Below are 22,049 nucleotides of genomic sequence, written 5' to 3'. Positions count from 1 at the left end.
TACGGGAGGGTGCTGCAGGAAAGGATGGTGCCCTTGACGTGGATTGAACACGTGGCCTCTCCCTTACCAAGGGAGTGCTCTACCACTGAGCTACAAGGGCATACACATCGGCGGTGCAAGTGGTCTTCAGCACCGCCAAAACTTTAGTGAGACCGGATCATAGTGCCAAAAGCCTGTTCCGTCAAGACTTCGAGCAACAAAGAATGCTCGATGCGGCCATCGATGATGTGCACCGTGTTCACGCCGGACTTCGCCGCGTCCAGCGCTGACGAAATTTTAGGCAGCATGCCGCCGGAGATGGTGCCGTCGGCGAACATCTCGTCGATCTCGCGCGCCGACAGGTCGGTCACCAGGTTGCCGTTCTTGTCCTGCACGCCGGCGATATTGGTCATCATGATCAGCTTTTCGGCTTTCAGGATTTCCGCGATCTTGCCCGCCACCACGTCGGCGTTGATGTTGTAAGCCTGGCCATCCTGGCCGAAGCCGATCGGCGAAATAATTGGAATGAAGGCGTCGTCCTGCAGCGCTTTCACCACCGCCGGGTTGATCGCGTCGATCTCGCCGACGAAGCCGATGTCCAGGAACTGGCCCGGATTCTCGCGGTCGGGCATGGCCATCTTGCGCGCGCGGATCAAGCCGCCGTCCTTGCCGGTCAGGCCCACTGCCTGGCCACCGTAGTGGTTAATCAGCATCACGATGTCCTGCTGCACTTCGCCGCCCAGCACCCACTCCACCACTTCCATGGTTTCTTCGTCGGTGATGCGCATGCCCTGCACGAAGGTGCCTTGCTTGCCGATTTTCTTGAGCGCGTTGTCGATCTGCGGACCGCCGCCGTGCACCACCACCGGATTCATGCCCACCAGTTTCAACAGGATCACATCGCGCGCGAAGCCGTGTTTCAGGCGCTCGTCGGTCATCGCGTTGCCGCCGTATTTGATGACGATGGTCTTGCCATGGAAATTACGGATGTAGGGCAGCGCCTCGGCCAGGATCTGTGCCTTGATTGCGGGCGAGACCGCAGTCAGGTCGTCAGGGGGTACGGCCAGGTTCAGGTTGGTGAGTTGGGTCATGGCGAATCCGGTAAAAAGGTGAGCGATTTTAAGTCAAAAGCTGGCTTCCAGCACGCATTATAGGGCCTTTTGCTGTTGTAATTTCCGGGACGTTCCGCTAGGCTGGGCCAAAATGGATCCTACCGTGCCAACCACCCAACCACTCCATAGCCAGCTCGAGGCTATGCGGCCCCAGCTCGTCCGCTTCGCACTGTTGCAATTGCGGAATCAGGCGCTGGCGGAAGACGCGGTGCAGGACACGCTGATCGCGGTGCTGGAACAGCCCGAACGCTTTCAGGGCCAGTCGTCTCTGCGCACCTATGTCACCGGCATCCTGAAGTACAAAATCATCGACAACCTGCGCGCTTCCACCCGCGAACGCCAGATCGACACTGCCGAGGACCAGTCCGAGGACGATGCCATCGACGCGCTGTTCGCCGCCGACGGCCATACGGTGGACATGCCGCGCCAGTGGGGCGATCCCGACCGCACACTGGAGCAGAAGGACTTTTTCAAGGTGTTGGAGGTGTGCCTGGAAAAGCTGCCCGCCAAGAATGCGCGCATATTCATGATGCGCGAGTGGCTGGAACTGGAGACGGAAGAAATTTGTAAGGAATTGACGATTACTTCGGCTAATGCCTGGGTGCTGCTGTACCGGGCGCGTTTGCGCCTGCGCGAATGCCTGGACTTGAACTGGTTCGGCGCACGGGGATAAAGCGGAGAGATGATGAGTCAGGACGGCCTGAAGCCAACTTGCAGGGAAGTGCACCGCCTGGTATCCGAAGGCATGGACCGGGAACTGTCGCTGGTCGAGCGCACGCGCATGCGCCTGCACCTGATGGTGTGCGGCGCCTGCACCCGCTTCAACAACCAGATGGATACCCTGCGCAAAGCCATGCGCGTGTTTCCCGGGGACGAGCCTTGAGCGTATGCAAGCGCTGCGGCGCTGCCTTCAGCTGCGCCATGGTGGACGGCAACGATGGCGGCCCATGCTGGTGCACCGCCATGCCGCCGGCCGTACCCGTGCCCGACGTCGGCACGGACCTCACATGCTGGTGCCCCGCGTGCCTGAAGCAGCACATCGCCGAGCGTGAAGCCCGCGCCGCCACCGCAGGGCGGCTTAGCGGAGCGTAACCCGCCAGCGCCGCGGCAAACGCCTATCCTGCCACGGTACGGAAAAACCGCATCATCTCCCTGCTCGCGTCCGGCCCTTTGCCGTCGGTATAGCTGCCCGCCGCACTGCCGCCCGACCACGCATGGCCCGCGCCATGCACCACCCAATGCTCGCCCAGCGGCGTGCCGTCCTCGTGACGGTGCGTGGTCACGGTGTAGCGGTGCCCATTCGGCACGCTGCCCGCATCGGCTTCCGCCCTGGCCTGCGCCAGGCCGTGCGCGCGCAGCTTCTGCTCCATCACCTGCTCGCCGTTGCGCGGATGGACCGTGTGGTCCTGGTCGCCATGGAACACGATGATGGGCGGGCTGGCGCCCTCGGTGTGCGCCGCCTTGTTTACATTGCCCGATGCGCCGCGCTTCATGGCGCTCAGCGCCGAAGGCAGATCCTGCGCCGACGCGTACGGCAGGCCCGAATGCACACCCACGGCCGCGAACAGGTCCGGGTACAGCGTGCCGGCGATCACGGCCATCGCGCCGCCCGCCGACAGGCCGGCCACGTATACCTGGCGTTCATCGACCGGATAGTCGGCGATCACCTGTTGCGCAATGCCGGCAATGATGGACGGTTCGCCCTGGCCGCGCTGCTGGTCGAGCGCATTGAACCAATTCCAGCACTTGTGGTTGTTGGCTTGCTGCGACTGCGCGGGATACACCACGAAGCACTGCTTCTCCTCCGCCACGGCGTTCATCTGGGTGCCGGCCGCGAAATCGTCAGGATCCTGGGTACAGCCGTGCAGCATCACCAGCAGCGGCATGGCCTGGCCATGATAGGTGCTGGGGATGTACAGCTTGTAGCCGCGCGTGCCGGCATGGTTGGTGTAGCTGCCGCTGATGAATTGCGCCCCTTCCGGCAGCGGCGCCGGTTTGCCGCCCTTCATGCCGGGCAGGTCGAAATCCGGCATCTCGAAATTGCCGAGGTCCAGTCCTTGCGGCAGCTTGCCGCCATTGACGCCCAGCTGGCCCAGCAAGTCTTCGACGAAAGCTTGCGCATTGGGCGGCATCTGCGGCATGGCCGGCGGCGTCCAGGCCTGGCCCGCTGCTGCTTCGGTTTCCGCGTGAGCGCCGCGCGGGCCAGCGTGCTGGCCTCCACTGCGCGAAGGCTGCGCAAAGCTTGCTGCATCGGCATGCGGCGCCGCGCCGCTGCCGTGCGTGGCGTCGGCGCGCGCGGCGCCGGGGGGGGGATTGATGTCGCGCATCGGCGGCGCTTCGGGCGCTGCTCCCGGCGCGGATTGGGGCCGGCGGCTGCCCAGGTTCAGACCGGCCAGCGCCTGCTGGATCGCGGCGGTGGCCGCCGCCGCCCCCTTGCCTGGTCCTTTACCGAACAATTGCTGCGTGGCCGCTCGCATCTGGCTGAATAGTTGATGATTCAATTTCATGTCCTGCCCCTCAAGCGCCAAATCGGCGCTAATGAATGCGCCCTGCAAGCGCGGTTTTCAATACGGCGCTGGCGTGCAATGCACCCAGCACGAATATCGATTCTATGGTCGCCAGTGCCAGTTCCACCGACACGTCGTTGGCAATGCTGGCCAGTCCCAGCACATGGATGCGCAAGCGCTCGCCGGCCGCCTGCAACTGCTCCAGGTCCTGCCGGCTGTAGTGCTGCATACCCAGTACCAGGCTCTTGCGCGCGACGGTCTGCTTCACCACGTCGGCATGCTGCGCCAGCTGGTTGCGGATCGCGGTGCGGATCAGATCGGTGCGGTTGGCGTAGAACCCTTCCTGCACCAGCAAATCGATTTGCCCGAGGTCGATCGGCCCCAGGTTGATCGTGATCTTTTCCGAATCGCTTGTTTTCAATCTCAGTTCTTGCGTTGCCATAGTCTCCTGTTCCTTCCGGATGGCATCTGTGTGCCATCCACCTGGATGGTAGTATAGGGCCGAACCTTCTAATTGCAAGCGCCTTTTCCGGGCTTGGAGTATGGTTGAGGGATGTTCACATAGGTAAACCTCGGCAAAACCATGGCAAAAATAATTGGACTCGACCACGTGCAGGTGGCCCTCCCGGTCGGCGCGGAAGATGCAGCGCGTGATTTTTATGGCAATGTTCTGGGCATGCAGGAGCTGGAAAAGCCGGCCAACCTGGCCGTGCGCGGCGGCTGCTGGTTCGCCGCCGGCAAGCAGCAGATCCATCTGGGCGGAGAAAGCAACTTCCTGCCGGCAAAGAAAGCCCACCCCGCCCTGCTGGTGGACGACCTGGCCGGCTATCTCGCGGAATTGAAGCAGCGCGGCCTGGACGGCGGCTTCGACGAGCCGGTGCCGGGCGCACTGCGCGCCACCATCTTCGACCCCTTTGGCAACCGGATTGAACTGGTCGAACGCCTGGCGCGGTAAAATGCGCACATTCTTCCCGTAAAACTGCGCAATGAGCACTGAAAATCCCACCGGCACGCCCGAACTGGCCTCCCCGGTGCCATCCCCCTGCGTCAGCCTGTGCAAAATGAACCGCGACACCGGTTATTGCGAAGGCTGCATGCGCACCATCGATGAGATCGTCCAGTGGTCGCGCGCCGACGACGATTTCAAGCGCACCGTGTGGGCCGAAATCCGCCGCCGCGAGCAGCTGATCGATTTTGAGTAGACGTAACAATGAAAGCATTGCCCGATAATGTCCACGTCTTCGAACGTGGCTGGCTCTCGTCCAACAACGTGCTCATGCTGGGCCGCCACGAGACCACGCTGGTCGACAGCGGCTACCTGATCCACGCGCCGCAAACGCTGGATCTGGTGCGCCACGCCCTCAAGGGCCGCCGCCTGGACCGCATCGTCAACACCCACCTGCATTCCGACCATTGCGGCGGCAACGCCGTCCTGCAGGCGCACTATGGCAGCGAAACCCTGGTGCCGGTTTCCGAGCTGGACAATGTGCGGCACTGGGACGAGGAAAAGCTCAGCTTCAAAGCCACCGGCCAGCAATGCCAGCGCTTCAACGCGGACGGCGTGCTCACACCGGGCGACAAGCTCACCATGGCCGACCTGGAATGGCAGGTGATGGGCGCGCCCGGCCACGATGCGCACTCGCTGCTGCTGTACTGCCCCCAGGAAGCCATCCTGATCTCGGCCGACGCGCTGTGGCAGAACGGCTTCGGCGTGATTTTCCCCGAGCTGGACGGCGAGTCCGGCTTCATCGAGGAACGTGCCACGCTGGACTTGATCGCCTCGCTGGACGTGCGCACCGTCATCCCGGGCCACGGGGCCGTGTTCACCGACGTGGCGGCGGCGCTGAAACGCGCCCGCACCCGCCTCGATTTCCTGTCCGGCAACCCGGTACGCAACGCCGAATACGCCGTCAAGGTGCTGCTCAAGTTCCTGCTGCTGGAGCGCCAGCGCATGGCGCTGGACGAGCTGCCTGCGCTGTTCGCCTCGCTGCCCATCATCCAGGCCGCCTCCCGGCGCTACCTGGACAAGACGCCGGAAGAAACGGCCGAGTGGACTATCAGGCAGCTGGTGCGGGCCTGCAGCGCTCGCATCGAGAGTGGGTACTTACTCAACGACGGCTAGAGGCGAAGTTATCGCACGATCGTACTTTTTTCGTTTTATAATGGATTGATCGTTTTCAACCATATCATTCGGAGTCCGACATGGCCTTGCCTACCGTGCTGCAAAACCTGACCCTTCCCGTCATCGCCTCGCCGATGTTCATCGCCAGCGGCCCGAAACTGGTGGCGGCGCAGTGCAAGGCCGGCATCGTCGGCTCCTTCCCGGCGCTCAACGCCCGTCCGGCCGAGCTGCTGGACACCTGGCTGACCGAGCTGCAAGCCGAGCTGGCCGAGTTCCAGGCCGCCAATCCGGGCAAGCGCGTCGGCCCGATTGCCGTCAACCAGATCGTGCACCAGTCGAACGACCGCCTGGCGCATGACGTGGAAGTATGCGTGCAGCACCAGGTACCCATCATCATCTCCTCGCTGCGCGCGCCGCCGAAGGAGATGATGGACGCCATCCACAGCTACGGCGGCATCGTGCTGCACGATGTGGTGTCGATCCGCCACGCGCAAAAGGCGCTGGAAGCGGGCGTGGACGGCCTGATCCTGGTGGCCAGCGGCGCCGGCGGCCACGCAGGCACCCTGTCCCCGTTCGCGCTGGTGGGCGAGGTGCGCAAGTTCTTCAAAGGCCCGATCGCCCTGTCCGGCTCGATCGCCACCGGCGACGCCATCCTGGCCGCGCAAGCCATGGGCGCCGATTTCGCCTACATCGGCTCGCGCTGGCTGGCCACGCAGGAATCGAACGTGACCGACGCATACCGCGACGCCATCGTCGAGTCGGCGGCGGCGGACATCGTCTACACCAACCTGTTCACCGGCGTGCACGGCAACTACCTGAAGAAATCCATCGTCAATGCCGGCCTGGACCCGGACGCGTTGCCGGAATCGGACAAGAGCAAGATGAGTTTCGGCTCCGGCAGCGCCAAGGCCTGGCGCGACATCTGGGGCGCCGGCCAGGGCGTGGGCCTGATGGACGACGTGCCGAGCGTGGCCGAGATGATGGAGCGCCTGAAGGCTGAATACGCGGCAGCCCGCGCCCGCCTCAGCCTGTAACGATTGCTGCTGGCGTAGCGGTCAAAGAAAGTGCGCGCCACGATTGTGCCGCTTGGCTGCGCTGCTTTCAGCAAGCCTTCGCATTCAGCAGTAAGTTGCCTTCGGTCTTATCACTCGGCTTGAGTGCTCCTTGCGGTACTGCATGCAATTGCATACGATGAATGCATTGAAGGCGCTTCCGGGGTGATGACATGGCTATGCTAACAATACGCAACTTGCCCGACGAGGTGCACCGCGCCTTGCGGATGCGGGCTGCACAACATGGGCGTAGCACGGAGGCTGAAGTGCGCGAAATACTGGCCAGTGCAGTGCAGCCGCAGACGCGCGTCCATATGGGCGACGCTCTCGCCGCATTAGGGCGCGAGCTTGGCCTTGCCGACGAGGATTTTGAAGTTTTCAACGAGATCAGGGACAAATCCCCGGCTGAGCCACCGAGGTTTGAATGATCGTCCTTGATACCAACGTTGTTTCTGAAGCGATGAAGCCGGCTCCCAATCCGCACGTGCGTGCCTGGCTGAACAATCAAGCCGCAGAAACGCTGTATCTGACGAGCGTGACATTGGCTGAATTGTTGTTTGGAATACGGCTACTGCCGTCAGGCAAGCGTAAAGACATATTGGTCCAGGCCCTTGACCGTCTGATGGCGTTGTTTAGGGATCGGGTACTTCCATTCGATACCGATGCTGCCAAGTTTTATGCTGAGCTTGCGGTAGCGGCCAGAGGTGCCGGACGCGCATTTCCGACGGCAGATGGTTACATAGCCGCGATCGCTGCCTCCCGGCGGTTCATGGTGGCTTCGCGCGATGTGGCGCCCTATGAGGCAGCCAAAATCGTTGTCATTAACCCGTGGGATTGATCCGCAGTTGCTGTCGCCCAGGCCGCCAAGAGTTTCTCATGCAACGCCAACCCCTGCAGGTTGGCGTTGTCGTTTCTGGCCTAAAACTCCCGCTGTCGGGTAAAAGTCAGGTAGATTTCGTCACCGACAGGGCAGGTCACGCTGGATACTCAAGGTTCACAAGCACCGGAGCGCATGAATGATACTCAAGCAACTACGCCTCAGCCGCAATCTATCCCAAGAGCAGTTGGCTCAGATGTCCGGCCTGAACGTCCGGACCATCCAGCGGATCGAAAGCGGCCACAAGGCCAGTGTCGAGTCTCTGAAATGCCTGGCTGCGGCGCTCGAAGTGGAGATATCAACTTTGAACCAGGAGAAATTCGTGATCGACAAACATACGCATAACTGGGAGAGCCTGCCGTTGTGGCTCAAATGCTGTTTCTCCCTGAACTTGCTCGCTGTCCAGCCAGCCCGGAAGGCCGCCCGCAGGATCGAAATCATTTCCCATGTCAGCGGTTTCGTGTTTTGCCTGCTCGGCCTCATCAACGAGGCTGCGCTGGCCGGCGGCTTGCTGATGCTGGCGAACGCCTACCTGTTTCATCTGCTGATATGGCAGGGCGACAAGCTCGGCATCTGGTACGACGCGCCCGAGATCGCCGCGCACTGAACGGACGCCGTCAGGGATGCTGGGCCAGCCTGATCAGTTCGGCCTCCGTGCCCTGGATGAAAATCTTGGGCTGTTCCAGCACGGCGCGCAGCGCCGCGTCGCCGCTGCGCCATAGCTGGCCGAATTGCCCGGCCGTGTGGAAGGCCGGCCGCACTTCGCGGCCCAGCTCGCCCGTCAGCGCTCCCAGCGCCTGGCGCAGTGCAAGCTGCCGGATCTGGGGCGCAACCACCATCAGATCGATGCCGCTGCTGGCGTGCACCGTGCCCGCCACCGCGTCGCCGTGGATGAAAACGGCGTCCAGCTGTGGCAGCTGGGCTTGCAGCGCGGCGCGGATCAAATCCCCCGCGCCGAAGGTTTTCACGACGATGCTGTGCAGTTCCTCGAAGATGGTGGCGTCGCGGTCGACCTGGTAGTGCTTCTGGTTGCCGGCGCGCCAGCTGTGCACCAGGCCGGATTCTTCCAGGCTGGCCAGCTCGCGCTGCACCGCGCCGGAACCGCAGGCGGCCAGCGCGATGATTTCGTTGGCGTAAAAAGACCGGTTGGGCTGGCCATAGAGCACGGCCAGCACCCGTTGCTGCGTCTTGGTGAATAGTACGTCGGCGAAGATACCCATATTGGGTATCTTAGTTCGCCCCGGCACGAACGTCCAGAAGCGTGTCTAGACGTTCAGGTCGTCGGTGTTGATGGCCCACAGCCCCGGCAGGTTGCGCCAGTAGCCATAGGCGTCCATGCCGTAGCCGACCACGAAGCGGTTCGGGATGGTGATGCCGACGATGTCGGCCGTCACCGGCTTGACCTTGCCGATGGCCTTGTCGCAGAACACGGCCAGGATCACTTCGGCCGCGCCCATGTCCAGCAGGCGCTGTTTCACGTGGGCCAGGGTTTCGCCTTCGTCCAGGATGTCGTCCAGCACGATCACGGTGCGGCCCACCACGTTGGAGCGCGGGATCACTTTCCACACCACGGCGCCACCCTTGTCCTCGTCGCCATAGCGGCTCACATGGATATAGTCGAATTCAAGCGGGAAGGTCAGCTGCGGCAGCAGGTTGCCGGTGAATACCACCGCGCCGCCCATCACGCCCAGCACCAGCGGGAAGGCTTGGTCTTCCGGCCGGTCGAAGCGTTCGTTCAGCTCGCCGGCCATGCGGCTGACGGCTGTCTGCACGGCTTCTTGGTCGAAAATTTCTTCTGCGTTCTTCAGCAGGTCACGGGCGCGGTTGTGATGAAAGTCTTGCATGATCTGGTCTTATTCTGACATCGGTAGGAATGGTCTTTATTATCCGCCATATCCCGCGCGCCCGCTCCGGCGTTGGATTCCTGCTACAGATGTCAGGAATAATCGCGTACGTCGTCGATCACCTTGCCATCGTTCGGCAAACTGCCTTTAACCGCAAACGCCACCTCGCCCCGCAGCTTGGTCAGGTCGCGAATAGTTTCTATGATGGAATTGGCCTGTACAACGCCGGGATTGTCGACTTCGCAATGCAAGGTCATCACGTCGTTGGCCATCTTGCCCGACACCACCAGCCGCGCCTTCAGGATTTCCGGGTGCCGGCGCGCGATTTCATGCACTTGCGAAGGGTGGACGAACATGGCGCGCACCTTGGTGGTCTGGTCGGCGCGGCCCATCCAGCCCCGGATGCGCAAGTTGGTGCGCCCGCACGGCGAGGGCGGGGCGTCGGTCAGGATCGCCGACAGGTCGCCGGTGGCGAAGCGGATTAGCGGATAGTCGGGGTTGAACAGGGTTACCAGCACTTCGCCCACTTCGCCCGGCGGCACCGGTTCGCCGCTGCCGGGGCGCACGATTTCCAGCAGCACGTCCTCGTCCAGCACCATGCCGGGATGGACCGTGCCGCCGCTGCGGGTTTCGTAGGCGATGCTGCCGATGTCGGCCGAGGCGTAGGTTTGCAGCACGTGCGGCACGCCGTTCTCGGCGAACCAGCGGCGCAATGATTCGGGCAGCGCTTCGGCGCCCATCATGGCCTGCTTCACGCTGCTGATGTCGGCGCCCATTTCGCGCGCCTTCTCGATGATGATCTTGAGGAAGGACGGCGTGCCGATATACGTGTCCGGCTTGAGCGATTCCATGGCCTGCACCTGCATCTCGGTCTGGCCGCTGCCGGCCGGGATCACCGCGCAGCCGATGCGGGCCGCGCCGCCTTCCACCATGAAGGCGGCTGGCGTGAAGTGGTAGGCGAAGCAGTTTTGCAGCAGGCCGCCGGCGCGCACGCCGGCAGCGTACATCGGCCGCGAGAAGCGCCACCAGTCGGCGCCGCGTCCCTCGGGATCGAAGATGGGGCCGGGCGACATGAACACGCGTCCCAGCTGGCCCAGCGGCGTGGCGTTCAGGCCGCCGAACGGCTTGATCTCCTGCTGCAACCCCTTCAGTTCGGACTTGCGCGTAACCGGCAGCGCGGCCAGCGCTGCGCGGCTGTTGATGGTGTTGGGGTCCACGCCGGCCAGGATGCGGCCCCAGCCCGGCGCACTTTGCGCGCGCGCTATCAGGCCGGGAAGGCGTGCCAGCAGTTCGCGTTCGCGCTGCTCGGGCGCGCGCGTTTCCAGACTGTCCAGGGTGTCGCTCAGGATTTCGTTCATGACGGCGTGTCTCCGATTTCGCGCTGCAGTTTCTTGGTCAGTTTGCCGAAAATGATTTCGTAAGAACGTTTCAGCAGCGCGGCCGCTTCGGCATCGCTCACCGCTTTCAGGTCTTCAATCTTTACCCACTTGGCGCGCGCCAGGTAGGGCGCGGGGACGATGCCCGGACGGTCGGTCAGCTCGAGGAAGCGGTCATCGTCCACTTTGAAACTGATGCCGTCGGCCGCTTCGCTGCCGGTGACCGCGAACATTTTCTCCCCCACCGAGAACACCAGGTCGGCGCCCCATTTGATGTCTTCAGTGGCGCCGGGCAGGGCACGGCACACGGCTTTCGCCTTCTCGATATTCATGCTCGCCTCATGCCAGCCAGCGCTTGCGGCGGCGGTAAAACTTCATGTCGCGGAAGCTCTTGCGGCCGGCGCCGGACATGCCGAGGTAGAACTCTTTGACGTCCTCGTTGTTGGCCAGTTCGGACGCTTCGCCTTCCATCACCACGCGGCCGTTCTCCAGGATGTAGCCGAAGTCCGCGTAGCGCAGGGCCACGTTGGTGTTCTGCTCGGCCAGCAGGAAGGACACATTCTCCTTCTGGTTCAAGTCCTTCACGATGCCGAAAATCTCGTCGACGATCTGCGGCGCGATGCCCATCGACGGCTCGTCGAGCAAAATCATGGAAGGCTTGGCCATCAAGGCACGCCCGATGGCGCACATCTGCTGCTCGCCGCCCGAAGTGTAGCCGGCCTGGCTGGCGCGGCGCTCCCTCAGGCGCGGGAAATAGTGGTACACCTTGTCCAGCGATTCCTTCAGTTCTGCGCGGCTCAGGCTGCGCGTATAGGCGCCGGTCAGCAGGTTTTCCTCGATGGTGAGGTGGCCGAAACAGTGGCGCCCTTCCATCACTTGCGACAGGCCGCGCTTCACCAGTTCGTTCGGCGTCAGCTGGTCCACGCGCTCGCCCTTGAACTGGACTTCGCCCTTGGTGACGTCGCCCCGTTCTCCGCGCAGCAGCGTGGACACGGTCTTGAGCGTGGTGGATTTGCCAGCCCCGTTGGCGCCCAGCAGCGCCACGATTTTCCCTTGCGGGACTTGCAGCGAGACGCCTTTGAGCACCAGGATCACGTGGTCGTAGATGACCTCGATGTTGTTCACCGAGAGGTAGGGAGGCGGAGCGGCGATGGCGGCAGTGTTCATATGCGTTCTCGATCAGGTTTGGTAGGGCGGGTGGGCACGCCAGTGCGTCACCCGCCAGCGCGGCAGGCCGGCTTACTTGGCGCAGGCCGGCGTAATGCCTTTCTCGGCCGCGTACTTGGCGGACGATTCCTCCACCAGCTTGCGGGTCAGTGCCTTGTCGCCCACCACCCAGTTCGGCGTGATGGCGACCCACTTCTTGCCATCCCATTGCTGCACTTTCACCGCACCCGAACCTTCGTGGTCGTCGCAGGTGGTTTTCACCGGCGGGAACATGCCCAGTGCGCCCAGCGCTTTCTGGCGCGCTTCGTCGATGTTCAGGTTCTCCAGGCCCCAGCGGATCTGGTCGCCGGTCATGACCTTGCCCTTGCCGAATTTTTCCTGCGCGGTGCGGATCGCCTCGCCGTACAGCACGCCGGCCGTTACGCCGCGCATGTGGTACACCGAACCGATGCGGCCCTGGTCCGCCAGGTTGCCTTTGCCGGCCGCATAAACCTTCTTGCGCAAATCATCGAGCAAGGGGTAGTTGCCGGGGGTGTTGAAGGTCATCGAGGTGTAGCCTTTGGCGGCGTCGCCCGAGGCGATGGTGTCCTCCTCCGAGCCGGCCCACCACACGCCCAGCATCTTCTCGCGCGGGAAGCCGTTGCGCTGCGCGGTCTTGATGGCGACCGAGTTCATCACGCCCCAGCCCCACAGGATCACGTGGTCCGGGTTGGCCTGGCGGATCTGCAGCCACTGCGACTGCTGCTCGCTGCCCGGCGGCGCCACGGCGATCTTGATCAGCTCAAAGCCGTGCTGCTTGGCCAGCTCCTCCAGCACAGGCAAGGGTTCCTTGCCGAATGCCGAGTCGTGGTACAGGTGCACGATCTTTTTGCCCTTCAGCTTGGCCATGCCGCCGTTTTTGTCGCCCAGGTATTTGATCATGGCGGCTGCCTGGTTCCAGTAGCTGGTAATCAGCGGGAACACATACGGGAAGACCTTGCCGTTGGCGGCGTCCGAGCGGCCGTAGCCCAGGGTGGTCATCGGCACTTTGTCCTTGGCCACGCGGTCCAGGATGCCGTAGGCGATGCCGGTCGACAGCGGTTCGACCAGGGTGGCGCCGCCGTTCTTGGTCTTCATGCGCTCATAGCATTCGATGCCGCGCGACGGGTTGTATTCGGTCTCGCATTCCTCCCACGAGATCTTGGTGCCGTTGATGCCGCCATTGGCGTTCACCAGGTTAAAGTAGTCGATGATGCCGCCGTAGAAGCCGGAGCCGCCGGCTGCGTAAGGGCCGACGCGGTAGGAAGGCAGCGCGATGAACTGTTCGGACTGGGCGAAGGCGCCGCCCACGGATGCCAGCAGCGTTGCGCCTATCACCAGGGATTTGATCGATTTCATTTTTGTCTCCTTCGTTGTTGTAGGTCGCGCTCAGTGCGGGAAAGGCCACAGGCGCAATTTCTCTTTGCCGATTTGCCACAAACGCGCCAGACCGTGGGGTTCCACGATCAGGAAAAAGATGATGAGGGCGCCAAACACCATCAACTCGAGATTCGATGCCACGCTGGTCGGCAGCCCCAGGCCGTGCGCCAGAATGTTGAGGAACACCGGCAGCAGCACGATGAATGCCGCGCCCAGGAAGGAGCCCAGGATGGAGCCCACGCCGCCGATGATGATCATGAACAGGATGCGGAACGACAGGTCCAGGTTGTATGCTTCCGGTTCCACCGTGCCGAGGTAGGCGAAGGCGTACAGCGCTCCTGCCACGCCGCAGTAGAAGGAGCTCACCGCGAAGGCCATCAGCTTGGTGCGCAGCGGGCGAAAGCCGATCACTTCGGCCGCCACGTCCATGTCGCGGATCGCCATCCAGGAGCGGCCCACGTTGGAGCGCACCATGTTCTTGGCCAGCAGCGCCATCACCGACACCACCAGCAGCACCAGCAGGTACTTGCGGGCTGGAGTGTCGAAGGCGTAGCCAAGGATTTCCATTTTCTGCGCGGTGATCACGCCGGACGAGCTGTAATTGGTCAGCCAGCCTATCTTGGTCAGGCACCACACCACGAAGAACTGCGTGGCCAGCGTGGACGCGGCCAGGTAGAAGCCGCGGATGCGCAGCGACGGCAGGCCGAAGGCGATGCCCACCATGGCCGCGCACAGGCCGCCCAGCACGAAGGCCAGCAGCACCGGAATGCCGGGAATGCGCAGGATGAAGTTGTAGGAGGCGAAGGCGCCCACCGCCATGAAGGCGGCGGTGCCGAGCGACAGCTGGCCGGCATAGCCGGTGAGGATGTTCAGTCCCAGTGCGGCCAGCGCAAAGATCAGGAAGGGGATCAGGATGGCCGACAGCATGTAGGGCGACGCCAACAGCGGCAGCACCAGCACGGCCACCACCATGGTGACGGTGACGGCGATGCGGTCCTGGCGGATCGGAAAGATCTGGCCATCGGTTTCGTAGCGGGTTTTGAATTGTCCTGCTTCACGGTAGAACATGGTGGAGTCCTCTCAAATCCTGCGGATGATTTTTTCGCCGAACAGGCCTTCGGGCCGTACCAGCAGGAACAGCAGTGCCAGCACGTAAGGGAACCAGCCCTCGATGCCTCCGCCCACCATGGGGCCGATGTAGACTTCCGCCAGCTTCTCGGAAGCGCCGATGATCAGGCCGCCGACAATCGCACCGGGCACCGAGGTGAAGCCGCCCAGGATCAGCACCGGCAAGGCTTTCAGCGCGATGAAGGTGAGCGCGAACTGCACGCCGTTGCGCGCACCCCAAAGCAGGCCGGCCACCAGGGCCACCATGCCGGCCACCGCCCACAGGATGCCCCAGATGCGCTGCAGCGGAATGCCCACCGCCAGCGCGGCCTGGTGGTCGTCGGCCACGGCGCGCAGCGCGCGGCCTACCTTGGTCTTGGAGAACACCAGGGAGAGGATCAGTACCATGACGCCGCACACCGCCGCCGCCATCACGTCGAATTGGGAGACGATGATGTTGAACTTGTCCATCAGGATCTGCAGCGGCACGTCCTCGATGGGCAGCTCCAGGCGGTGCACTTGCGAGCCCCACATCAGCTGCGCCAGGCCTTCGATGAAGAAGGCCAGGCCGATGGTGGCCATGAACAGCGTGATTTCAGGCTGGTTTACCAGCGGCCGCAGCACGACGCGTTCGATCGCCAGGCCGAGGATGATCATGGCCACCACCGTGGCCGGTATCGCCAGCCACAGCGAAAAGCCGAACTTGTCCATCAGGCCGACGCAGGTCAGGGCGGCGAAGAACACCATCGCGCCCTGGGCGAAGTTGAACACGCCGGACGCCTTGTAGATCAGCACGAAGCCGATTGCCACCAGCGCATACATCACGCCGGACAGCAGGCCGCCGATCAGCACTTCAAAGAAAAAACTGATATTCATGTGGCGCCCCTTAATGCGTGCCGAGATAAGCGTTGATCACGTCCTGGTTGCTGCGCACTTCGTCCGGCGTGCCGTCGCCGATCTTCTTGCCGTAGTCCAGCACCACCACGCGGTCCGAGATATCCATCACCACGCCCATGTCGTGCTCGATCAGCACGATGGTGGTGCCGAACTGGTCGTTCACATCGAGGATGAAGCGGCACATGTCCTGCTTCTCCTCCACATTCATGCCGGCCATCGGCTCGTCCAGCAGCAGGATTTCCGGCTCGGCGGCCAGCGCCCGGCCCAGCTCCACGCGCTTTTGCAGGCCGTAGGGCAGGCGGCCCACCGGCGTCTTCCGGATGGCCTGGATTTCCAGGAAATCGATGATCTCCTCGGCCTTCACGCGATGTTCGATTTCCTCGCGCCGCGCCGGTCCCCAGTACAGGGCCTGCATCAGGAAGTTGGATTTCATCTTCAGGTTGCGGCCGGTCATGATGTTGTCCAGCACCGTCATGCCCTTGAACAGCGCGATGTTCTGGAACGTGCGCGCGATGCCGGACTTGGCCGCCGCGTAGCAGTCCATGCCCTTGCGCTGCTGGCCCTTGTGGATGATGGCGCCCTGCTGCGGGCGGTACACGCCGTTGATCACGTTCAGCATCGAGCTTTTGCCGGCGCCGTTGGGGCCGATGATGGCGCGGATCTCATGCTGGCGCACGTCGAAGGAAATGTCGGTCAGCGCCTTCACGCCGCCGAAGGACAGCGAGATGTTCTTCAGGTCCAGGATCACGGGGCCAACGCGCCGCGTGGCGCGCAGCAGCGCGTCGGGTTCGTTCATTTGCATGGAAGTCTCCTCGATCGCGCTCACGCGGCTTTCCCGACGATGGGATAGGTTTTGCTGTCCTGGATGCGCAGGTCGGCGGCGGCCGTGCCCACGCGGCCATCCTCGAATTTCACCTGCGTCTCGATGTACTGCGATGGCTTGCCGCTGTAGAGCGCATCGATCAGCACCGCGTACTTTTCGGCCACGAACTTGCGGCGCACCTTGCGGGTGCGGGTCAGTTCATCGTCGTCCGGGTCCAGCTCCTTGTGCAGCACCAGGAAGCGCGAGATCTGCGTGTTGCCCATCAGCGCTTCCGAAGCCAGGTCGGCGTTGACCTTCTCGATGCATTCCTGCACCAGCTCATAGGTTTGCGGCAGGCCGGCCAGGTCGGTGTAGCCCGAGTAGGCGATGCCGCGCCGCTCGGCCCAGTTGCCCACCGCTTCGATGTCGATGTTGATGAAGGCGCACACCTGGTCGCGCTCATGACCGAAGGCCACCGCCTCCTTGATGAAGGGGAAGAACTTGAGCTTGTTTTCGATGTAGTTCGGCGCGAAGATGGTGCCGCACTTCATCTTGCCCACGTCGGCCGCGCGGTCGATGATCTTCAGATGGCCTTCGCTGTCGAACACGCCCGCGTCGCCGGTGTGGAAGTAGCCTTGCTCGTCCACTGCCTCGGCGGTGGCGTCGGGTCGCTTGTAGTAGCAGTGCATGGTGGAGGCGGACTTCACCAGCACTTCGCCATTGGACGCCAGCTTCACTTCCACGCCCGGCGCAGGCAGGCCCACGCTGTCGAACTTGATGTTGCGGTCCGGCTGCAGGCAGATGTAGGCGCAGGTTTCGGTGGAGCCGTAGAACTGCTTCAGGTTCACGCCGATGGAGCGGTAGAAGCGGAACAGGTCCGGGCCGATGGCGGCGCCCGCCGTGTAGGCGACGCGCACGCGCGACATGCCCAGCACGTTTTTCAGCGGGCCGTAGACGAAGAAGCGGCCCAGCGCGTACTTGATGCGGTCGCCCATGGGAACCGGCTTGCCGTCCAGGATGTCGGCGCCGCTGCGGCGCGCCACGTCCATGAAGTAGTGGAACATGCGCTGCTTGATGGCGCCGGCGTCTTCCATCCGTATCATCACCGTGGTCAGCATGTTCTCGAACACGCGCGGCGGGGCGAAGTAGAAGGTGGGACCGATTTCGCGCATGTCCGTCATGACGGTGTCGCCGGACTCCGGGCAGTTCACGGTGAAGCCGGCCACCATGGCTTGCGCCATCGAGAACAGGCAGTCGCCCACCCAGGCCATCGGCAGGTAGGACAGCACGTTCTCGTCGTCGGTCAGCTTCTCGAAGGTCACGCCGCCCTCGCCGGCCTCGATAAAGGCGGCGTGGGTCTGGCACACGCCTTTCGGGCGGCCGGTGGTGCCCGAGGTGTACAGGATGATGGCGGTGTCGCCGGCCTGGCCGGCCTGCACGGCGGCGTCGAAGAAGCCGGGGTTGGCCTTGTCGTAGGCGCGGCCCAGTTCCTGCAGCCTGGCAAAGGAGATCAGCTCCTTGTGCGTGTAGTGGCGCATGCCCCGCTCATCGTCGTAGGCGATGTGCTCGATGTGCGGATAGAGTTCGGCCAGCTCGTGCAGCTTGTCGACCTGTTCCTGGTCTTCCACGATGGCGTAGCGGATTTCCGCGTTCTCCAGCACGTAGGCCATGTCGGCGGCGGGCGCGTCCTGGTACAGCGGCACCGGCACGCCGCCCAGGCATTGCGCGGCCAGCATGGACCAGTACAGGCGCGGACGGTTGTCGCCGATGATGGCCAGGTTCATGCCGCGCTCGAAGCCGAGCGCGGCCAGGCCGCAAGCCAGGGCGCGCACTTCCTCGTTCACCTGGCCCCAGGTCCAGGTCTGCCAGATGCCCAAATACTTCTCGCGGAACGCAGGCTTGTGCGCTCTCACTTTCCCGTGCTGCAATAAGCGGCGGGGGAATGTCTCCAGATCTTTCTGCACCGTTGTCTCCTTCGTGGCCCGTGAGAGCGAGGGGTATACTAATGTCTGGTTCAGTGCTTTTTTGTGTGATGATAGTAGCTCGCGATTTGCCGGCGCGTTGTCTTTTCGGTGACAATTCACTCATATTTTGACGTTGCTATGCAACAATGACAAACAACCAACCGACACTTAAAGAAGCGCTGCGCTCCGCCATCTGGGCGCAGGCGCTCACGCCCGAGCAAATGGCCCGGGTAGAAGCCGACACTTACGAGACGTTCGTGCCGAAAGGCGGCTTTGTGTGCCGTAAAGGCGAAGAGGTCGACAACTGGGTGGGCATCATTGCCGGCATGGTGAAGATGAACAATTTCTCCCCGTCCGGCAAGAGCGTCACCTTCACCGGCGTGCCGCCCGGCGGCTGGTTCGGCGAAGGCTCCCTGCTGAAGAATGAACCGCGCAAGTACGACGCCATGGCGCTGCGCGACAGCCGCATCGCGCGCATGCCGGCCGACACTTTTAACTGGCTGCTGGAAACGAGTCTACCGTTTACCCGCTTTTTATTGATGCAGCTCAATGAGCGGCTGGGGCAGTTCATCGGCATGGTGGAAAACGACCGCCTGCTCGACATCGACACACGCGTGGCGCGCTGCCTCGCCGGGCTGTTCAACTCGCTGCTGTATCCGGGGATCGAGAAGCTGGTGCAGATTTCGCAGGAAGAAATCGGCCTGCTGTCGGGCGCCTCGCGCCAGCGCGCCAACCAGGCCTTGCAGGTGCTGGAGAAGCAAGGCCTGCTGCGCCTGGACTACGGCGGCATCCGCATCCTCGACCTGGAAGGCTTGCGCCGCTTCGAGACGTCCGAGCCTTAGAACCAGTTGCGCCTGAGGCCGAAGGCGATCCCCAGCAATGCGGCGCCGGCCAGGGACAGGACGGCGGCGCGCTTGCTTTGCATCATAAGCGGCGTTTGCCCGTCAACTCGCAGCCGCAGCCATTCGAGCAGGTAGGCCAGCGCGAACGCAAAGTATCCCAGACTGGCGAGCAATTCGTACTTCTTCCCTTCGGAAATTCCGGCAAGCAGATCGGAAATCGCGGCAATCAGGAACAGGCCGGCAATCCAGGGGGCGTATTTTCTTTGCATGCAGCAATTTTATCATCTGACAACATTGTTGGGGGGTGTTGCTCAGCGGGTGGAAGGGGAAGCCCGGTTTGTTCATCTGCGTCGGAGCCTGAGCCGCGTCGAGCGCAACCAGTAGCGGCGCGCGCATGGCTGGACAAGCTGGGCCTTGACTACAGCACCGGGCGCAAAGCGCGTACTGGGAAAGCGCAAGGCGTGCGCTGTCCGGGCCGCTGGCAGTGTTAGTGGCATAACACTGCGCGGTGAGCAGTTGGTATAAGCTGTGGGGTATCACTCACCTGTTGCAGGAGGGCACAGCATGGATACCCTGGCACGCCGGATCGGCGAAATGTTGGTGTTGCGCGGCGCGGCGTCGGCCGTGGCACGGTGGGGGTTGATGCGCGTGGTCGGCGTGGCCGGCCTGGCGGCGCTGGCCGGCTACTACCTGTTCTCCCACAAGAAAGACGAGCAGCAGCAGCGCCTGCTACCGGCGCCCGATGCCGGCGAACGCAGCGCTTCGAGCGGCTGGCCCGGCGAAGACCGCCGCCGCGCCCCGGAACTGGAACCTGGCATGACCTATCCTGGTGAGCGGCGCACCCTGCATTGAGGTCTACATCAAAGTTTGCTGCAAGGTATGATAGAGCCAAGTCGACTGCATCACTTTGCTCATGCCTAACTTAGAACTTTCTTCCATCGCCGGCCGCCTCGCCGCATTGCGGGCGGCCATGCGGGACCACCAGATCGACGCCTGCATGGTGCCGTCCGCCGATCCGCACCTGTCCGAATATTTGCCGCAGCACTGGCAGGGCCGCGAATGGCTGTCGGGCTTCACCGGCTCGGTCGGCACCTTCATCATCACGGCCGATTTTGCGGGCGTGTGGACCGACGGGCGCTACTGGACCCAGGCCGAGTCCGAGCTGGCCGGCAGCACGATACAGCTGATGAAGATTTCATCCGGCGCCAGCGTGCAGTATGTGGACTGGCTGGCCGAGCATATGCAGCCCGGCCAGACCGTGGCGGTCGACGGCGCGGTGCTGGGCCTGGCCGTGGCGCGCCTGCTGCAGCAGGCGCTGGCGGCCAAGAGCGTCACCCTGCGCACGGAGCGCGATCTGCTGAACGACATCTGGCAGGAACGCCCCAGCCTGCCAGCTGCGGAAGTCTACGAACTGCTGCCGCCTTACGCCACCACCAGCCGCACCGAAAAACTGGCCGACCTGCGCGCGGCGATGGCCAGCCACGGCGCCGGCCGCCACGTGATTTCCACGCTGGACGATATCGCCTGGCTGTTCAACCTGCGCGGCGCGGACGTCAATTACAACCCGGTTTTCCTGGCACACGCCCTCATCGATCCGGTACGCGCGACATTATTCGTGGCCGAAGGCAAGGTGCCGGCCGCGCTGCGCGCCGCTTTGGCGGAGCAGGGCGTCGACCTCGCGCCGTATGCCGGCTTCACCGCCGCCCTGGCGGCGCTGCCGCTGGACCAGCCGGTGCTGCTGGACCCGCGCCGCGTCACCTACGGCACGCGCCAGGCGCTGCCGGCCGGCGTGAAAGTGGTGGAAACGGTCAACCCGACCACCTTGGCCAAGTCCAGGAAATCCGCTGCCGAGGCCGCGCACGTGCGCGCTACGATGGAGCAGGACGGCGCCGCGCTGTGCGAATTCTTCTGCTGGCTGGAACAGACCCTGGCCGACCCGCAGCGGGCACCGTTGACCGAGCTGGACATCAACACCCGCATCACGGCCGCCCGCGCGCGCCGTCCGCGCTTTGTGAGCCCTAGCTTCGGCACCATCGCCGGCTTCCAGTCGAACGGCGCCATCATGCACTACCGCGCCACCGAGGCCAACCACGCGGTGATCGCGGGCGATGGCCTGCTGCTGATCGATTCCGGCGGCCAGTACACGGGCGGCACCACCGACATCACGCGCGTGGTGCCGGTGGGCAGCATCACCGCCGAGCACAGGCGCGACTTCACGCTGGTGCTGAAAGGCATGATCGCCCTGTCCGCCACCAAGTTTCCGAAGGGCACCAAGTCGCCGATGCTGGACGCCATCGCGCGCGCGCCGATCTGGGCGGCGGGCATCGATTTCGGCCACGGCACCGGCCACGGCGTGGGCTTTTTCCTGAACGTGCATGAGGGGCCGCAGTCGATCTCGCCGTCGGCCATGCCGGAACCGCACACCGCCATGGAAGAGGGCATGATCACCTCGATCGAACCGGGCATCTACCGGCCCGGCCGCTGGGGCATCCGCATCGAAAACCTGGTGCTGAACCAGCCGGTGGAGATGGGAGAGTCCGGCGGCGAATTCGGCGCCTTCCTGCGCTTCGAAACGCTGACACTGTGCCCGATCGACACGCGCTGCCTGGAGCACGCGCTGCTGCGCGACGACGAGCGCGCCTGGCTCAACGACTATCACGCCACGGTGCGCCAGCGCCTGGCCCCGCACCTGTCCGGCGACGCGCTGGCCTGGCTGCACACCCGCACGGAGGCAGTATGAGTTCAGCCCGTTCCACTCGCGCCAGCAACGCGCTCGACCGGTTGAAAGAGCGCAGCGGCAACAAGCTGTACACCATGTCGCGCACCGGCAGCGGCCATTTCTTCCTGACCGCCGGTCCTGGCCAGCCGCCGCTGTGCCCGCCAATGGAACTGGACGAGTTCGTCGCCTTCGTCAACGCGCAAGGACCGCAGCAGGTGCGCCGCGTGAGCAAGCTGGACGTGGCGTTTGAAAAGCAGCTGACCAAAAAAACACCCGAAAAATAA

Annotated in this window: 28 protein-coding genes and 1 tRNA gene; 14 read left to right on the top strand and 15 right to left on the bottom strand. The window is 63.5% G+C overall.

Translation table 11 applies throughout. The features are described 5' to 3' along the window. Positions 1-25 precede the first annotated feature (25 nt). Together ASD15_RS29820 and argB are read right to left on the bottom strand one after the other, a co-directional pair. A tRNA-Thr gene (locus tag ASD15_RS29820) sits at positions 26-100 on the bottom strand. Between the two features lie 43 nt (positions 101-143). Continuing rightward, a complete protein-coding gene (argB, locus tag ASD15_RS29815; protein ID WP_057158646.1) occupies positions 144-1,070 on the bottom strand; it encodes an acetylglutamate kinase in 927 nt (308 codons plus the stop codon). A 112-nt stretch (positions 1,071-1,182) separates the two neighbouring features. Between argB and ASD15_RS29810 the strand changes: the two genes are divergently transcribed. The 3 genes from ASD15_RS29810 to ASD15_RS32050 are packed head-to-tail and all read left to right on the top strand — an operon-like array spanning position 1,183 to position 2,183. Next, positions 1,183-1,764, top strand: a complete 582-nt coding sequence (locus tag ASD15_RS29810) for a sigma-70 family RNA polymerase sigma factor (protein WP_057158645.1) — start codon at positions 1,183-1,185, stop codon at positions 1,762-1,764. Positions 1,765-1,773: 9 nt separating this feature from the next. Further along, positions 1,774-1,974: a zf-HC2 domain-containing protein gene (locus tag ASD15_RS29805; RefSeq protein WP_057158643.1), complete on the top strand. Its 201-nt coding sequence runs from the start codon at positions 1,774-1,776 to the stop codon at positions 1,972-1,974. Continuing rightward, positions 1,971-2,183, top strand: a complete 213-nt coding sequence (locus ASD15_RS32050) for a cysteine-rich CWC family protein (RefSeq protein ID WP_082552237.1) — start codon at positions 1,971-1,973, stop codon at positions 2,181-2,183. The genes ASD15_RS29805 and ASD15_RS32050 overlap by 4 nt, the downstream gene beginning before the upstream one ends. A 23-nt stretch (positions 2,184-2,206) precedes the next feature. Here the strand turns inward: ASD15_RS32050 and ASD15_RS29800 are convergent, their stop codons facing one another. Both ASD15_RS29800 and ASD15_RS29795 read right to left on the bottom strand, forming a co-directional pair. Then, positions 2,207-3,598, bottom strand: coding sequence for a PHB depolymerase family esterase (locus tag ASD15_RS29800; RefSeq protein ID WP_229418385.1), 1,392 nt, complete (start codon positions 3,596-3,598; stop codon positions 2,207-2,209). Positions 3,599-3,626: 28 nt separating this feature from the next. Then, the gene (locus tag ASD15_RS29795; RefSeq protein WP_057158639.1) at positions 3,627-4,040 is read right to left on the bottom strand and encodes a hypothetical protein; all 414 of its coding nucleotides are present in this window, start codon (positions 4,038-4,040) and stop codon (positions 3,627-3,629) included. A 141-nt stretch (positions 4,041-4,181) separates the two neighbouring features. Here ASD15_RS29795 and ASD15_RS29790 point away from each other — a divergent pair, with 141 nt between their 5' ends. From ASD15_RS29790 to ASD15_RS29760, 7 genes are all read left to right on the top strand, one after another. Beyond that, positions 4,182-4,553, top strand: a complete 372-nt coding sequence (locus tag ASD15_RS29790; RefSeq protein WP_057158637.1) for a VOC family protein — start codon at positions 4,182-4,184, stop codon at positions 4,551-4,553. 31 nt (positions 4,554-4,584) lie between these two features. After that, positions 4,585-4,800 (top strand): DUF1289 domain-containing protein, encoded by a 216-nt coding sequence (locus ASD15_RS29785; protein WP_057158635.1) that lies wholly within the window; start codon positions 4,585-4,587, stop codon positions 4,798-4,800. Between the two features lie 8 nt (positions 4,801-4,808). Further along, entirely contained in the window at positions 4,809-5,720 is a 912-nt protein-coding gene (locus tag ASD15_RS29780) for an MBL fold metallo-hydrolase (RefSeq protein WP_057158633.1), read from the top strand. 80 nt (positions 5,721-5,800) lie between these two features. Next, positions 5,801-6,754 carry a nitronate monooxygenase family protein gene (locus ASD15_RS29775; protein ID WP_057158631.1) on the top strand — a complete coding sequence of 318 codons (954 nt, stop codon included), beginning with the start codon at positions 5,801-5,803 and terminating at the stop codon, positions 6,752-6,754. Between the two features lie 191 nt (positions 6,755-6,945). Continuing rightward, entirely contained in the window at positions 6,946-7,200 is a 255-nt protein-coding gene (locus ASD15_RS29770; RefSeq protein WP_057158629.1) for a hypothetical protein, read from the top strand. After that, on the top strand, positions 7,197-7,610 hold the full coding sequence (locus ASD15_RS29765) for a type II toxin-antitoxin system VapC family toxin (protein WP_057158627.1): 414 nt from the start codon (positions 7,197-7,199) through the stop codon (positions 7,608-7,610). The genes ASD15_RS29770 and ASD15_RS29765 overlap by 4 nt, the downstream gene beginning before the upstream one ends. A 178-nt stretch (positions 7,611-7,788) precedes the next feature. Next, positions 7,789-8,256: a helix-turn-helix domain-containing protein gene (locus tag ASD15_RS29760; protein WP_057158626.1), complete on the top strand. Its 468-nt coding sequence runs from the start codon at positions 7,789-7,791 to the stop codon at positions 8,254-8,256. 10 nt (positions 8,257-8,266) lie between these two features. Here ASD15_RS29760 and ASD15_RS29755 read toward each other — a convergent pair whose 3' ends face one another. The 10 genes from ASD15_RS29755 to ASD15_RS29710 all read right to left on the bottom strand — a co-directional run bounded on the left by ASD15_RS29755 (position 8,267) and on the right by ASD15_RS29710 (position 18,192). Continuing rightward, positions 8,267-8,869 (bottom strand): hypothetical protein, encoded by a 603-nt coding sequence (locus ASD15_RS29755; RefSeq protein ID WP_057158624.1) that lies wholly within the window; start codon positions 8,867-8,869, stop codon positions 8,267-8,269. 45 nt (positions 8,870-8,914) lie between these two features. Continuing rightward, positions 8,915-9,493, bottom strand: coding sequence for a hypoxanthine-guanine phosphoribosyltransferase (locus tag ASD15_RS29750; protein WP_057158622.1), 579 nt, complete (start codon positions 9,491-9,493; stop codon positions 8,915-8,917). Positions 9,494-9,585: 92 nt separating this feature from the next. Then, a complete protein-coding gene (locus ASD15_RS29745; RefSeq protein WP_057158621.1) occupies positions 9,586-10,851 on the bottom strand; it encodes a phenylacetate--CoA ligase family protein in 1,266 nt (421 codons plus the stop codon). Next, positions 10,848-11,201 (bottom strand): MmcQ/YjbR family DNA-binding protein, encoded by a 354-nt coding sequence (locus ASD15_RS29740; RefSeq protein ID WP_057158620.1) that lies wholly within the window; start codon positions 11,199-11,201, stop codon positions 10,848-10,850. Before ASD15_RS29740 ends, ASD15_RS29745 begins: the two co-directional genes overlap by 4 nt. A 7-nt stretch (positions 11,202-11,208) precedes the next feature. Continuing rightward, complete coding sequence (locus ASD15_RS29735; RefSeq protein WP_057158619.1) at positions 11,209-12,036, bottom strand: ABC transporter ATP-binding protein; 828 nt, start codon at positions 12,034-12,036, stop codon at positions 11,209-11,211. 72 nt (positions 12,037-12,108) lie between these two features. After that, entirely contained in the window at positions 12,109-13,413 is a 1,305-nt protein-coding gene (locus ASD15_RS29730) for an ABC transporter substrate-binding protein (protein ID WP_057158618.1), read from the bottom strand. Positions 13,414-13,443: 30 nt separating this feature from the next. After that, positions 13,444-14,502, bottom strand: a complete 1,059-nt coding sequence (locus ASD15_RS29725; protein ID WP_057158617.1) for a branched-chain amino acid ABC transporter permease — start codon at positions 14,500-14,502, stop codon at positions 13,444-13,446. Positions 14,503-14,514: 12 nt separating this feature from the next. After that, positions 14,515-15,411 (bottom strand): branched-chain amino acid ABC transporter permease, encoded by an 897-nt coding sequence (locus tag ASD15_RS29720; RefSeq protein ID WP_200954126.1) that lies wholly within the window; start codon positions 15,409-15,411, stop codon positions 14,515-14,517. A 16-nt stretch (positions 15,412-15,427) separates the two neighbouring features. Then, entirely contained in the window at positions 15,428-16,240 is an 813-nt protein-coding gene (locus tag ASD15_RS29715; protein ID WP_057158615.1) for an ABC transporter ATP-binding protein, read from the bottom strand. Between the two features lie 20 nt (positions 16,241-16,260). Next, a complete protein-coding gene (locus ASD15_RS29710) occupies positions 16,261-18,192 on the bottom strand; it encodes an AMP-binding protein (RefSeq protein WP_082552246.1) in 1,932 nt (643 codons plus the stop codon). Between the two features lie 158 nt (positions 18,193-18,350). Here ASD15_RS29710 and ASD15_RS29705 point away from each other — a divergent pair, with 158 nt between their 5' ends. Continuing rightward, on the top strand, positions 18,351-19,046 hold the full coding sequence (locus ASD15_RS29705) for a Crp/Fnr family transcriptional regulator (protein WP_057158613.1): 696 nt from the start codon (positions 18,351-18,353) through the stop codon (positions 19,044-19,046). On the opposite strand, the gene ASD15_RS29700 is transcribed toward ASD15_RS29705, so the two are convergent. Next, positions 19,043-19,315, bottom strand: a complete 273-nt coding sequence (locus ASD15_RS29700; protein WP_057158612.1) for a hypothetical protein — start codon at positions 19,313-19,315, stop codon at positions 19,043-19,045. The genes ASD15_RS29705 and ASD15_RS29700 overlap by 4 nt on opposite strands. 295 nt (positions 19,316-19,610) lie before the next feature. On the opposite strand from ASD15_RS29700, the gene ASD15_RS29695 reads away from it, so the two are divergent. The 3 genes from ASD15_RS29695 to ASD15_RS29685 all read left to right on the top strand — a co-directional run bounded on the left by ASD15_RS29695 (position 19,611) and on the right by ASD15_RS29685 (position 22,049). Beyond that, positions 19,611-19,898, top strand: a complete 288-nt coding sequence (locus tag ASD15_RS29695; RefSeq protein WP_057158611.1) for a hypothetical protein — start codon at positions 19,611-19,613, stop codon at positions 19,896-19,898. Between the two features lie 61 nt (positions 19,899-19,959). Continuing rightward, the gene (locus ASD15_RS29690) at positions 19,960-21,786 is read left to right on the top strand and encodes an aminopeptidase P family protein (RefSeq protein ID WP_057158610.1); all 1,827 of its coding nucleotides are present in this window, start codon (positions 19,960-19,962) and stop codon (positions 21,784-21,786) included. Further along, positions 21,783-22,049 carry a hypothetical protein gene (locus tag ASD15_RS29685; protein WP_056400700.1) on the top strand — a complete coding sequence of 89 codons (267 nt, stop codon included), beginning with the start codon at positions 21,783-21,785 and terminating at the stop codon, positions 22,047-22,049. Before ASD15_RS29690 ends, ASD15_RS29685 begins: the two co-directional genes overlap by 4 nt.

Source organism: Massilia sp. Root351 (assembly GCF_001425045.1).
In the GTDB taxonomy this organism is placed as follows: domain Bacteria; phylum Pseudomonadota; class Gammaproteobacteria; order Burkholderiales; family Burkholderiaceae_D; genus Rugamonas.
This window is presented reverse-complemented; position numbering and strand designations above follow the sequence as displayed.

What these genes read in the sequence shown, in the direction of transcription:
- argB (WP_057158646.1), bottom strand. Translation starts at nt 1,070, where the DNA reads ATGACCCAACTCACCAACCTGAACCTGGCCGTACCCCCTGACGACCTG.
- ASD15_RS29810 (WP_057158645.1), top strand. Translation starts at nt 1,183, where the DNA reads ATGGATCCTACCGTGCCAACCACCCAACCACTCCATAGCCAGCTCGAG.
- ASD15_RS29805 (WP_057158643.1), top strand. Translation starts at nt 1,774, where the DNA reads ATGATGAGTCAGGACGGCCTGAAGCCAACTTGCAGGGAAGTGCACCGC.
- ASD15_RS29800 (WP_229418385.1), bottom strand. Translation starts at nt 3,598, where the DNA reads ATGAAATTGAATCATCAACTATTCAGCCAGATGCGAGCGGCCACGCAG.
- ASD15_RS29795 (WP_057158639.1), bottom strand. Translation starts at nt 4,040, where the DNA reads ATGGCAACGCAAGAACTGAGATTGAAAACAAGCGATTCGGAAAAGATC.
- ASD15_RS29790 (WP_057158637.1), top strand. Translation starts at nt 4,182, where the DNA reads ATGGCAAAAATAATTGGACTCGACCACGTGCAGGTGGCCCTCCCGGTC.
- ASD15_RS29785 (WP_057158635.1), top strand. Translation starts at nt 4,585, where the DNA reads ATGAGCACTGAAAATCCCACCGGCACGCCCGAACTGGCCTCCCCGGTG.
- ASD15_RS29780 (WP_057158633.1), top strand. Translation starts at nt 4,809, where the DNA reads ATGAAAGCATTGCCCGATAATGTCCACGTCTTCGAACGTGGCTGGCTC.
- ASD15_RS29775 (WP_057158631.1), top strand. Translation starts at nt 5,801, where the DNA reads ATGGCCTTGCCTACCGTGCTGCAAAACCTGACCCTTCCCGTCATCGCC.
- ASD15_RS29770 (WP_057158629.1), top strand. Translation starts at nt 6,946, where the DNA reads ATGGCTATGCTAACAATACGCAACTTGCCCGACGAGGTGCACCGCGCC.
- ASD15_RS29765 (WP_057158627.1), top strand. Translation starts at nt 7,197, where the DNA reads ATGATCGTCCTTGATACCAACGTTGTTTCTGAAGCGATGAAGCCGGCT.
- ASD15_RS29760 (WP_057158626.1), top strand. Translation starts at nt 7,789, where the DNA reads ATGATACTCAAGCAACTACGCCTCAGCCGCAATCTATCCCAAGAGCAG.
- ASD15_RS29755 (WP_057158624.1), bottom strand. Translation starts at nt 8,869, where the DNA reads ATGGGTATCTTCGCCGACGTACTATTCACCAAGACGCAGCAACGGGTG.
- ASD15_RS29750 (WP_057158622.1), bottom strand. Translation starts at nt 9,493, where the DNA reads ATGCAAGACTTTCATCACAACCGCGCCCGTGACCTGCTGAAGAACGCA.
- ASD15_RS29745 (WP_057158621.1), bottom strand. Translation starts at nt 10,851, where the DNA reads ATGAACGAAATCCTGAGCGACACCCTGGACAGTCTGGAAACGCGCGCG.
- ASD15_RS29740 (WP_057158620.1), bottom strand. Translation starts at nt 11,201, where the DNA reads ATGAATATCGAGAAGGCGAAAGCCGTGTGCCGTGCCCTGCCCGGCGCC.
- ASD15_RS29735 (WP_057158619.1), bottom strand. Translation starts at nt 12,036, where the DNA reads ATGAACACTGCCGCCATCGCCGCTCCGCCTCCCTACCTCTCGGTGAAC.
- ASD15_RS29730 (WP_057158618.1), bottom strand. Translation starts at nt 13,413, where the DNA reads ATGAAATCGATCAAATCCCTGGTGATAGGCGCAACGCTGCTGGCATCC.
- ASD15_RS29725 (WP_057158617.1), bottom strand. Translation starts at nt 14,502, where the DNA reads ATGTTCTACCGTGAAGCAGGACAATTCAAAACCCGCTACGAAACCGAT.
- ASD15_RS29715 (WP_057158615.1), bottom strand. Translation starts at nt 16,240, where the DNA reads ATGCAAATGAACGAACCCGACGCGCTGCTGCGCGCCACGCGGCGCGTT.
- ASD15_RS29705 (WP_057158613.1), top strand. Translation starts at nt 18,351, where the DNA reads ATGACAAACAACCAACCGACACTTAAAGAAGCGCTGCGCTCCGCCATC.
- ASD15_RS29700 (WP_057158612.1), bottom strand. Translation starts at nt 19,315, where the DNA reads ATGCAAAGAAAATACGCCCCCTGGATTGCCGGCCTGTTCCTGATTGCC.
- ASD15_RS29695 (WP_057158611.1), top strand. Translation starts at nt 19,611, where the DNA reads ATGGATACCCTGGCACGCCGGATCGGCGAAATGTTGGTGTTGCGCGGC.
- ASD15_RS29690 (WP_057158610.1), top strand. Translation starts at nt 19,960, where the DNA reads ATGCCTAACTTAGAACTTTCTTCCATCGCCGGCCGCCTCGCCGCATTG.
- ASD15_RS29685 (WP_056400700.1), top strand. Translation starts at nt 21,783, where the DNA reads ATGAGTTCAGCCCGTTCCACTCGCGCCAGCAACGCGCTCGACCGGTTG.